Source organism: uncultured Eubacterium sp. (assembly GCF_934295145.1).
GTDB lineage: Bacteria > Bacillota > Clostridia > Lachnospirales > Lachnospiraceae > Eubacterium_I.
Genome location: NZ_CAKRAS010000018.1, coordinates 39,039 through 49,579, shown reverse-complemented (window position 1 = coordinate 49,579; position 10,541 = coordinate 39,039). Strand labels below are relative to the sequence as shown.

The 10,541-nt window shown below is 44.1% G+C and carries 8 protein-coding genes; all 8 read right to left on the bottom strand.

Translation table 11 applies throughout. The features are described 5' to 3' along the window. Positions 1–90: 90 nt before the first annotated feature. The 8 genes from Q0I54_RS05385 to mutL all read right to left on the bottom strand — a co-directional run bounded on the left by Q0I54_RS05385 (position 91) and on the right by mutL (position 10,532). A complete protein-coding gene (locus tag Q0I54_RS05385; RefSeq protein ID WP_296117078.1) occupies positions 91–2,916 on the bottom strand; it encodes a penicillin-binding transpeptidase domain-containing protein in 2,826 nt (941 codons plus the stop codon). After that, on the bottom strand, positions 2,909–3,427 hold the full coding sequence (gene mreD / locus Q0I54_RS05380) for a rod shape-determining protein MreD (RefSeq protein WP_296117076.1): 519 nt from the start codon (positions 3,425–3,427) through the stop codon (positions 2,909–2,911). The genes Q0I54_RS05385 and mreD overlap by 8 nt, the downstream gene beginning before the upstream one ends. Before the next feature lie 3 nt (positions 3,428–3,430). After that, positions 3,431–4,297, bottom strand: a complete 867-nt coding sequence (gene mreC, locus Q0I54_RS05375) for a rod shape-determining protein MreC (RefSeq protein WP_296117074.1) — start codon at positions 4,295–4,297, stop codon at positions 3,431–3,433. A 21-nt stretch (positions 4,298–4,318) separates the two neighbouring features. Beyond that, entirely contained in the window at positions 4,319–5,332 is a 1,014-nt protein-coding gene (locus Q0I54_RS05370; protein WP_366008568.1) for a rod shape-determining protein, read from the bottom strand. Continuing rightward, positions 5,332–6,039 (bottom strand): DNA repair protein RadC, encoded by a 708-nt coding sequence (gene radC / locus Q0I54_RS05365; RefSeq protein ID WP_296117073.1) that lies wholly within the window; start codon positions 6,037–6,039, stop codon positions 5,332–5,334. Before radC ends, Q0I54_RS05370 begins: the two co-directional genes overlap by 1 nt. Before the next feature lie 120 nt (positions 6,040–6,159). Next, the gene (locus tag Q0I54_RS05360) at positions 6,160–7,479 is read right to left on the bottom strand and encodes an aminotransferase class I/II-fold pyridoxal phosphate-dependent enzyme (protein WP_367270784.1); all 1,320 of its coding nucleotides are present in this window, start codon (positions 7,477–7,479) and stop codon (positions 6,160–6,162) included. Further along, positions 7,476–8,435 carry a tRNA (adenosine(37)-N6)-dimethylallyltransferase MiaA gene (gene miaA, locus Q0I54_RS05355; protein WP_367270783.1) on the bottom strand — a complete coding sequence of 320 codons (960 nt, stop codon included), beginning with the start codon at positions 8,433–8,435 and terminating at the stop codon, positions 7,476–7,478. The genes Q0I54_RS05360 and miaA overlap by 4 nt, the downstream gene beginning before the upstream one ends. A 15-nt stretch (positions 8,436–8,450) precedes the next feature. Beyond that, positions 8,451–10,532: a DNA mismatch repair endonuclease MutL gene (gene mutL, locus Q0I54_RS05350; protein ID WP_296117070.1), complete on the bottom strand. Its 2,082-nt coding sequence runs from the start codon at positions 10,530–10,532 to the stop codon at positions 8,451–8,453. Between the last annotated feature and the right edge of the window lie 9 nt (positions 10,533–10,541).

Here is a 10,541-nt window from a genome sequence, read left to right as displayed (position 1 = left end):
GTATCTTACGTTCAACCTGTATAAAATTTTCAAAGTTCATTAATTTCTGCTTGACTTTTTATTTGCAGACTATTTTTGTGTCAGTTCTCTTTAATCACCAAAGCTGTTGGATGAAGTCCCGACGTTAATCGCCTGTCCGTTCAGTAACTCTTCTTCTGTGTTCTGTTTGAAGTAATACTTCATAACCTGATCTACGAATACGCAGGCATTGCTGGATCCATAACCATAAGCGATACGTGTGGCAATGGCAATCTGTGGATTGTCCGCTGGTGCGTATCCGACAAATAATGCATGGTTTGGGCGATTTTCATTCTCCTGCGCGGTACCTGTCTTACCAGCCAACGATACCTGCAGATCTTTGAACTGATCATGCTCACCAATGGCCATCTCCATACCACTGTGCAGAACCTGCCAGGTAGATGCCGACAGATTGGTAATCTGATTATGAACCTGCGGCGTATAAGTTTCCAGCGTATTTCCATCTGAATCAGTTACCTTATTAAGCAGTGTCAGATCATACACCGTACCATTATTTGCAATGGCAGCAACATAACGTGCCAACTGTGAGGTTGTATAGTTATGATTACTCTGTCCGATGGATGCGTCAATTGGAAATTCATCCGCAATTTTCGGCGTTCCTTCTGGGATCTCAATATTTGTCTTGTCAGCAAGTCCAAATTCTGTTGCATATTTTGCAATGGCGCTCAGACCTTTTTCCTCTTTGTACGTATCTCCGCTCAGGCTCAGTCGATATGCAGTCTCAGCGAAGAAATAGTTACATGAATCACGGATTGCCTGCGATACCGTAATGCTTCCGTGATTACGTGGATATACCCAGCACTTCAAATTTAATCCGAGACGGTCAAATACACCAGTATCTGTAATGACTGTTCCGGTTGAAATCGCACCTTCTGTCAGTCCGGCAGAAGCGGTTACCATTTTAAAAGTGGAACCAGGTGCTGTCGTCTGCTGGGTCGCATTATTATACAACGGCAGAGAACCATCCTGCAGCAATGCGTTATAATATGCTGAATCCATGTTGTTTGCAAGACGATTGCTGTCATAACCCGGATACGTTACACTGGCCAGCAGTTCTCCCGTATTTGGATTCATGATCACGCAGGAACCGGTACAAGGATCCAGCGCCAGTTGTGCCGGTGTGATCTGCATACTCTGAATCTTGCTTTTCAGGAAGGTATACGCACTGGTAGACCCGCTCTTCAGGCTTGCTACCGCATCGTCGTCCTGTGCAAGGATTCCCTGTTCATAAAGGATCAGGCATAACTGACTTCCTGATATCTTATCATTATAGATCAGATATTTATAAACGATCTTGTCGAAATCATTGCTGTTTTTCAGCTGTTCCGTCACATAGTTCACTAACTGTGTATATACTTCACTTGTATCTGCATATTTCTCGTTCAGATTAAATCCGGTAATATTGATCCAGGAAGAATCAATGGCATGGCGCAGATACTCCTGTACGGATGCTTTTCCACTCTTCCAGTTCTGGTATACATCATCGGATGTATCAATGGAAGAAGATACGAATACAGACTGATCCTGCAGCATTTTTACCACGTAAGTAACCATCTCCTGCATCTCATCAGACAAATCCTCATAGGCAGTATTCGACTGCAGTGCAGATGCAACTTCTGACAGTGCCGCCTCTTTCCTTGCAGAAAAAGTCTGGTATACCTGTGCCTGTACAGTACCGTCCGCTGCCTGCTCCATTTTGGAAAGATCAATGACACTGTTTTCAACCAATGCATTATATACTTTATAAATTGGAATATAAAGTTCTGAACTGTCACTGGTCTTTGCATTAATAATCTTGGAATTAATAATACCTGCAAGTTCCTGTTCGAGCAGATCGTAAACTGCCATCTGTAAGGTGGCATCAACAGACAGATACACATCATTTCCCGCGGATGGTTCTGTATAATCTTTCTGATCCAGAACCTTACCTACGTTATTGACATATACCGTCTCAGAACCTTTTTTCCCCTGAAGCTGTAATTCCATCACCTGCTCGATTCCGGCTTTTCCTACCACATCGCTGCGGCTGTAAGACTCATCCTGCTCATGCAGGGAATCGTACTCGGAATCAGAGATTTTTCCGGTATAACCTAAAATGTGGGAAAAATATTCCGGATAATCGTAAACTCGTTTGGTATCTTCCCGTACCTCGACACCCTGAAGATCAGATGCATGCTCCCGAATCATCGCCACGGTTTCATCGGAAACATCTTCCGCAATGCCGATGGCAATATACTTCTGATAGGAACTTAAATAAAGTGCGTAACGCACAACCATGATCTGATATGCACGGTATCTGTCATATGTTTTTGTATCTACCGCAAATTTTTCCAACAGATACTCATACATCTGTTCCGGCGTTGCCGTGGACTCATCATATCCAAGGGTTGCATTAAATTTCAGATCCGCAACTTTCTTTCTTCCATAAATATCCCGGCGGAATCCTGCCAGTTCTGTTCCATCTACAAGAAAAGACAGTTCTCCATTCGAATCCATATACAGATCCAGATCATTGACAATACTGTCTCCGTTTTTCTCGATCATATCGATCAGTGTACTGATCTCCGCATTCAGAAGTTTAGCACGTTCTTTATTGTTCGCATAGGTGCCGTTATCCTCCAGCGTAACTGTATAGGAAAGCTCATTATGTGCAAGAAGTACACCATTTCTATCATAAATATTTCCTCTGGTTCCCTCTACCTCGATCGTTTTCTCGATTTTCATCATGTAATCATTCAGATAATCGGAACCCTTGATGATCTGCATGGAAAAAAGATGCTGCAGAACAAAAGCAAACAGGCAGACAATCACTACCCATACCACAAACAACCGGGATGTTACAATTTTTACAATCCATTCTTTTATCTTATCAACCAAATTTCGCTGCACTCCTTCGTTCAATTGCTTCCAGTCTTTCATTTATTTTCAGTAAAATGAAGTAGAGCAGAACTGCCACGATCATTGTATAAACCAGTTCCGGTAAAATCGTATGGATCAGATAATAACCAAAAGAAAATCTTCCACGGAACCAGAACAGTGTAAAGTAGATCAGCAGATTACAGAAAAAATCACTGACTGCGATCAGTCCCAGTGGAAGTTTGATCTCATCCGGAAAAAAGATTCGCTTAAAAAATCCATTTATATAACCGATATACATATAGATCAGGGCATAAAATCCCACAATACTTCCAAACATTACATCCATCAGAAGTCCGGCAAAAAAACCGACAAACAATCCTTCCTTTTTTCCTCGCATAAATCCGAAAGATGCAACCACAACGATCAGAAGATTCGGTGAGATTGACGCGATAGACAATGCTTTGAACACTGTGCATTGTAAAAGGAAGCAGACAATGATCGTAATTGCCAGCACAATTTTCCTTCTCATAGCCTACTCCCCTCCCTGTTCATTTGTTGTATCCTTTGTCTGTAAGATAACAAACACATCACTTAGATGCTCAAAATCAACGATAGTCGCAATATGACCGGATTTGGTCAGATTATTGGAATCTGTCTGGATATCGGTAATATAACCGATTGGAATTCCCTCCAGAAACATATCACTGATATTGGATGTCACAATCTGATCCCCAACTTTTGCCTGATCTTCCTTATCTCGAAGATCATCAAACTCAATCAGACTGGACTCATTCATAGATTTTAAGCTTCCGCTGACAATACACAGATCCGATGTGCTCAGATTTTTGGCACTGACATTGCTGTTGTCATCAATGATAGAACGAACCTTTGCATAGTTTGGTCCGACCTGAATGACAATACCCGCAAGGCCGCCGTCAGCCAGTACATTCATGCCCACAGAAATACCATCATTGCTGCCGCGGTCGATCAGGAACATGGAAAACCAGTTTCCTGCATCTTTTCCGATCACATTTGCAGCTACTTTCTCGTAATCTGCATAGCTCTGATCCATGTTGTACAGTTTTTTCAGATTATCCAATTCTTCCTGATTCAACTGAACCTGATTCAGATTTTCCTGAGCCTCTGCCAGCTGTGTACGCAGTTCCTCATTCTCTTTTTCCAGTTTTTTCTTTGTCTGCATATGATCGCGCAAATCTGTCAGTGCACTTCCGAGCCGGTTCACACCCTTCTGCATCGGTGTGATCACCGCTCCGGCCGCAGCTGAAATCGGACCCGAACCGGATGCACTCAGACTGCAGCCAATGATGGCAATACACAGAATTGTCATGATCAGCAGAACATATTTCGCTGGAAATTTGCTCTGTTTCTTTCTCTTCATACCATGCCTCTGCTATTCGAATTATTTAAAAATTTTTGTACGCATGCTGTAAGCCAGCCGTTTGAATTTGTCGTTTGTAACAACAAGACTTAGTCCTCTTACAACTGTCTCATCCGGCTCCTCACAGGTATTTACTTTAATATTTGTAATATCCGTAAATAATTTATCCATATCTTTGATATTAGAGCCGCCGCCTGTCAGATAAATACCAGAATGGATGATATCTTTTGCCAGCTCTGGCGGAGTTTTCTCCAGGATCATCTTGATGGCATTGCAAATAGAATTGAGATTGTCTTTCATTGCTTCATAAACAGTCTCTGCTGTAATCTCCATCTCAATCGGCAGTCCGCTGACCACATCCAGTCCGACGATGGTATAGCTGCCCTCTTCCCCCGGGAGTGCACTTCCAATATGTTCTTTTAACTGCATGGCAGTCTTCTGACCGATGACCAGGTTAAAGTTCTTTTTGATATAAGTAATAATAGACTCATCCAGACGGTTTCCGCCAAAGTGAAGCAGATCACTCAATACCAGCCCGCCTAAAGAAATCACGGAAATCTCTGTAGTATCAGCTCCGATATCTACGATCATGATACCGGTCGGCTCATTGACATCAAGTCCGAGACCTACTGCATCTGCGATCGGTTTGTCACACAAAAGTACCGACTTCGGCTTCATTTTGCTCTTGTAAAACAGATCATAAAATGCCTTTTTCTCAACTTCTGTGATATCTGTTGGAACCGCAATGATAAACTCAGACCCTTTTACGTGACCTTTCACATTTTTCTCCAGCATTTCCTGTACCATGGTCTGCATATTATTGTAATCTGCAATGACACCGCCGGTAACCGGGAAAGACACATTGATTGTCTCTGGTGCTTTCTCATACATTGCATAAGCTTCATCGCCATATGCATACAGCTGGTTTTTATTGATTACCGCAATGGTATTTTTCTCTTTAATGATCTTATTGCTGTGTTTGCTGAAAATCTTAATATTACAGGTTCCAAGATCAATTCCGTATATATTTGCCATTATTCTCTCCCTTTCTCAAACAAAATATCCTGCTCACGGAAACTAAAATAACGATTATCTCCGATAATAATATGATCCATGAGTAAAATATCCAGTATCTCTCCACTCTGTTTTATCTTTCGGGTAACCTGGACGTCTTCCCGGCTTGGTTCCGGATTTCCGCTCGGATGATTGTGCAGGATCACAATATAAACTGCCTGCTCCTGCAGCGCAGTCCGGTAAATCTCCCTGGGCGATATCAGTGCCGCATTGCTTGTACCGACAGAGATCACTTTCTCACCGATCAGCATGCTTTTACTGTCAAACATGGCAAGCACCAGGATCTCCTGCGCTTCATGCCGCATGCGTTCCATATAATAGGATGCAATGCTTTCCGGGGACTCGAGTACCACCTGCTGTCTGCGTCTGGTACTTGCGATCCGCTTTGCCAGTTCACCGACACATTTTAACTGTACCGCCTTCACATTACCGATTCCATGGATCTTCGTCAGCTGTTTTACATCTAACTGCAGCAGATTCAATAATCCGTCCGGACCAGCATTCAAAATACGATGAGCCAAATCGACACACCGTTCTCCCCTGCTTCCTGTCCGGATAATGACACTGATCAGTTCCGCATCCGTCAGCGCATCCGCCCCATACATCAGACACTTTTCATAAGGTCTTTCTGTATCCGGTAACTCTTTTACTGTCATATTTTTCTGCATAAGCCTTCCTGTTCTACTCTCTCTATGCAGTCGTAGATATCATAGCATAATTTTTTTTTACTGTACACCTGAAAAATACGAACTTTTTTTGTAATTCTCTTAAAATTTTATGAAGAAATTTTACAAGTCTGCTACATTTTTCGCTTTAAAGTCTTTCGTTACAATACCTGCATCCACTAATTTCTGCAGTGCCATCATAATTCCAAGCTTTGCATGATACCAGGTCAGGCCACCCTGGAAATATACGGCATACGGCGGTTTGATCGGTCCGTCCGCACTCAGTTCAATAGATGATCCCTGTACAAATGCTCCAGCTGCCATAATAACCTGACTGTCATAGCCTGGCATATCCCAAGGTTCCGGTGTTACATAAGAATCCACCGGCGCTGCTGCCTGAATCCCCTGACAGAAAGCAACTACGCCCTCCGGGCATCCAAAGGTCACAGCCTGAATGATATCGTGGCGAGACTCGGTGCTGTTTGGGATCACCGGGAATCCGATTTTTTCAAAAATATTTGCTGCGAAAATAGCTCCTTTTAATGCGCCGGATACAACCATCGGAGCCTGAAACAGTCCCTGATAGAAGCTCTGGATAACACCAAGAGATGCGCCAACTTCTTTCCCAAGTCCCGGGGAAGTCAGACGGTATGCTGCGTTATCCACACATTCTTTCTTTCCTACAATGTAACCGCCGATCGGTGCCAGACCGCCACCAAGGTTTTTGATCAGGGATCCGACGATCATATCTGCGCCAACTTCCAGTGGCTCACGCTCCTCAACGAATTCTCCGTAACAGTTGTCCACCATGCAGATCACATCCGGTTTGATGGATTTCACGAAAGCGATCAGTTCACGGATCCGCTCCACAGATAATGTCGGACGTGTCTCGTAACCTTTTGAGCGCTGAATGGTCACCAGTTTTGTTTTTTCATTGATGGCAGAACGGATACCTTCAAAATCAAAATCACGGTTATTCAGCAGATCTACTTGACGGTAAGTAATGCCATACTCAGCCAGGGAACCTTTCGACGGGCGGATACCGATTACCTCCTCCAGTGTATCATAAGGTTTTCCAACCGGGGAAAGTAACTCATCTCCCGGACGCAGGTTGGACATCAGTGCCAGTGCGAGTGCATGGGTTCCACAGGTGATCTGCGGACGCACCAGAGCCGCTTCCCCGTGAAAACATTCTGCATACACTTCCTCTAAGGTATCACGGCCAATGTCATTGTACCCATAACCGCTGGTTGCCTGAAAACACTCTGCGCTTACTCTGCATTTCTGCATGGCATGTACCACTTTTAACTGGTTATACTCTGCGGTTTCATCTATTTTACCAAAACGCTCTTTTAACGTTTTCTCGATTTCTGCTCCAAATTCATATACTTCTTTTGAAATCCCCATATCCAGGTATTTCTGTCTGATCAGTTCTTCTGTCATAACCATCCTCCAGCTGTAATTGTATTTAAAATTTCATCCAGAATCCTGGAATCGTCATAATCATAATCCGGTTTGTTCAGCCAGATGACATCCCGCTCCCGGCGGAACCATGTCAGCTGACGTTTTGCAAAATGTCTGGTATCCCGTTTCAGCAGATACACAGCTTCCTCATAGGAAATTTCTCCCTCTAACCAGGAAAGAATTTCCTTATATCCAAGTCCCTGCATGGAAACCATGCCTTTATGGCATCCCTGATCCCGCAGGCGTTTTACCTCATCCACCAGACCTGCTTCCAGCATCAGATCTACCCGGCGATCAGTGCGCTCATACAGATGGGCACGCTCATCCGTCAGCACAAAATAGCGGAAATCATACGGGGATTCTTTCGCCCGCTCCTGCTCATTGTGCTTTGAAATCGGTTCCCCTGTTTTTTCAAAATATTCCAGTGCACGAATTGTCCGTTTCACATTATTTGCATGGATGATCTCGGCAGAAACCGGATCCACATGGCGCAGCATTTCATGCAGATATTCATTGCCATGTTCCTGCGCCAGTGCCGCATAATGCTCCCGCAGGGCAATATCTTCTTCCTGCTCGGTAAAATCAATGTCATACAAAAGCGCCTGGATATAAAATCCTGTGCCGCCGGCGATGATCGGAATCTGACCGTTGGCATAAATCTCTTTCAATGCTGCTTTTGCCATCTCCTGAAAACGAACAACATGAAATTCATCCTCGGGATCCAGCACATCGATCAGATAATGCTTTACTCCCTGCATCTCCTCCGGTGTCACCTTGGCTGAACCGATATCCATGCCGCGATACACCTGCATGGAATCCGCAGAGATCACAGCACCATTGATTTTTTTTGCCAAAGCGATGGACAAGTCTGTCTTTCCAACCGCGGTCGGCCCTGTCAGTATTAATAATGGTTGTTTTTTCTGTTCCTTCATCATAGTTTTACTGTCTCTCTATACGATTCTCTTAAATTTCTTTTCTATCTCATATTTTGTCATTGCTACGATCACCGGTCTGCCATGCGGGCAAAAATAAGGATTTTCCAGTGTCAGCAATTCATCGATCAGATGTTCGATCTCCGCCCTGGAAAGTTTCTGATTCCCCTTTACCGCCGCTTTGCAGGACATGCTTGCAATCTTTTCCACTACCAGATCTGGTGTATCTTTCTCAGACATACTGCCAAGGCCATCCATCAGTTCCAGCAACAGGCTTTGACCGTTCAGACCATACAAATTGCCCGGAACTGCGTTTACGGTATATTCTTTGCCACCAAAATGCTCGATCTCATATCCGAGTTTTTCAAATTCCGGTAAAAACTTTTTCAGCAGAGTTTCCTCCTGCATGGTCAGGGAAAGAATAATTGGAGGGCTGATCATCTGGGACGTAAATTCTTTTTCCCGATAAGCTTTCATAGTACGCTCAAATAAAACCTTTTCATGTGCCGCGTGCTGATCGATCATATAAAACTGATTCTGAAATTCCACCAGCCAATAAGTATCAAATAACTGACCGATGATGCGGTGCTGCGGTCTGGCCTGTTTGGAGAGCAGCTTTAGTTCTTCCTTCCTGCCTGTATTCAGATCCAAAGCAGTATCTGCATTTTTCTGTACATCAGAAACTGAATCTTCTTCTGCTTCCTGCTCCGCTGCTTCAAACAAATTCTGCTGTACAGGATTGGAAATAATCGGTATTTCAGAGTTATTTCCCTGAAATGCACTCAGATTCACGTCTTTTGTTTCAACTGCTGTACGTTCTTCTGGCGCTTGCATATCAACTTTCGATTTTACCTCCGGCTTTGCAGCAAATGAAATATTCTCCCGAACCATTGCATGATTACTGCTTTCCGCTCCGGTCGCCGGCTGCATCGTTCTTTCAGTCAGCGGATCACGCTCCGGATATTTCCGCTCATATGGACTGTCCTTTGCCACCGCTGCACGCAGACGTTCCAGACGCTTTGTCTCAAATGGTTCCGGCGCCGTTTCCCGGGAAACCTCCACTTGCTTTGCAGCCGTTTTTTCTTCATGAACTTCTACCTTCGGAATCAGTTCACTTTCCCGCAGGTGTCCGGAAATCAGTGCCACCAGCTGCTGATACAACATTTCCCCGTTGGAAAATCGCATTTCCATCTTATTCGGATGCACATTGACATCCACAAGAGTTCCGTCCAGAGAAATCATCAGAACGGTAAACGGATATTTGTGCTGCATCATAAATCCACGATATCCATCCTCCAGAGACTTAGCAATCAGACTGCTTTTAATATAACGTCCGTTAATAAAATAACTTTCGAAATTGCGGTTTCCTCTGGCAATGATCGGCTTTCCGATATACCCATCCACGCAGAATCCTTCGTATTCTCCATGTACTTCCAGCAGGTTTGCCGCAATATCACGACCATAAATATGGTAAATAATATCCTTCAGCTGTCCATTCCCCGAAGTATGTAAACGAATCTGTCCGTTATTGATAAACTTAAAAGATACATCCGGGTGGGACAGCGCCATCCGCTCCATCAGATCATTGACATATCCTGCCTCTGTCTGGGCGGATTTTAAAAATTTACGACGCACAGGTGTATTATAAAACAGATTTTTTACCAGAAACGTGGTTCCGTTTGGCGCACCAATTTCTTCCAGGGAAATCTCTTTTCCCCCCTCGATCAGATATCTGCTGCCGGTAAACTGCTCCTGTGTCTTTGTGATCAGTTCCACCTGAGCCACCGCAGCAATACTTGACAGCGCCTCACCGCGGAAGCCCAGTGAGGAAATACGCACCAGATCTTCTACTTTACGAATTTTACTTGTGGAATGGCGGTAAAAAGCAATTGGAATCTGCTCTGCTTCAATCCCGCATCCGTTGTCTGTGATACGGATCAGGGAAGTTCCGCCCTCTTTGATTTCTACGGTGATGGCAGAAGCCTTCGCGTCAATGGCATTTTCCACCAGTTCTTTGACAACGGAAGATGGGCGCTCTACCACCTCTCCCGCTGCAATCTTATCTATGGTCTGTTCATCTAAAACTTCTATCTGTGGCATATGTGCCTC

Coding starts and splice junctions, on each gene's coding strand:
- mreD (WP_296117076.1), bottom strand. CDS start 3,427: ATGAGAAGGAAAATTGTGCTGGCAATTACGATCATTGTCTGCTTCCTT.
- mreC (WP_296117074.1), bottom strand. CDS start 4,297: ATGAAGAGAAAGAAACAGAGCAAATTTCCAGCGAAATATGTTCTGCTG.
- Q0I54_RS05370 (WP_366008568.1), bottom strand. CDS start 5,332: ATGGCAAATATATACGGAATTGATCTTGGAACCTGTAATATTAAGATT.
- radC (WP_296117073.1), bottom strand. CDS start 6,039: ATGCAGAAAAATATGACAGTAAAAGAGTTACCGGATACAGAAAGACCT.
- Q0I54_RS05360 (WP_367270784.1), bottom strand. CDS start 7,479: ATGACAGAAGAACTGATCAGACAGAAATACCTGGATATGGGGATTTCA.
- miaA (WP_367270783.1), bottom strand. CDS start 8,435: ATGATGAAGGAACAGAAAAAACAACCATTATTAATACTGACAGGGCCG.
- mutL (WP_296117070.1), bottom strand. CDS start 10,532: ATGCCACAGATAGAAGTTTTAGATGAACAGACCATAGATAAGATTGCA.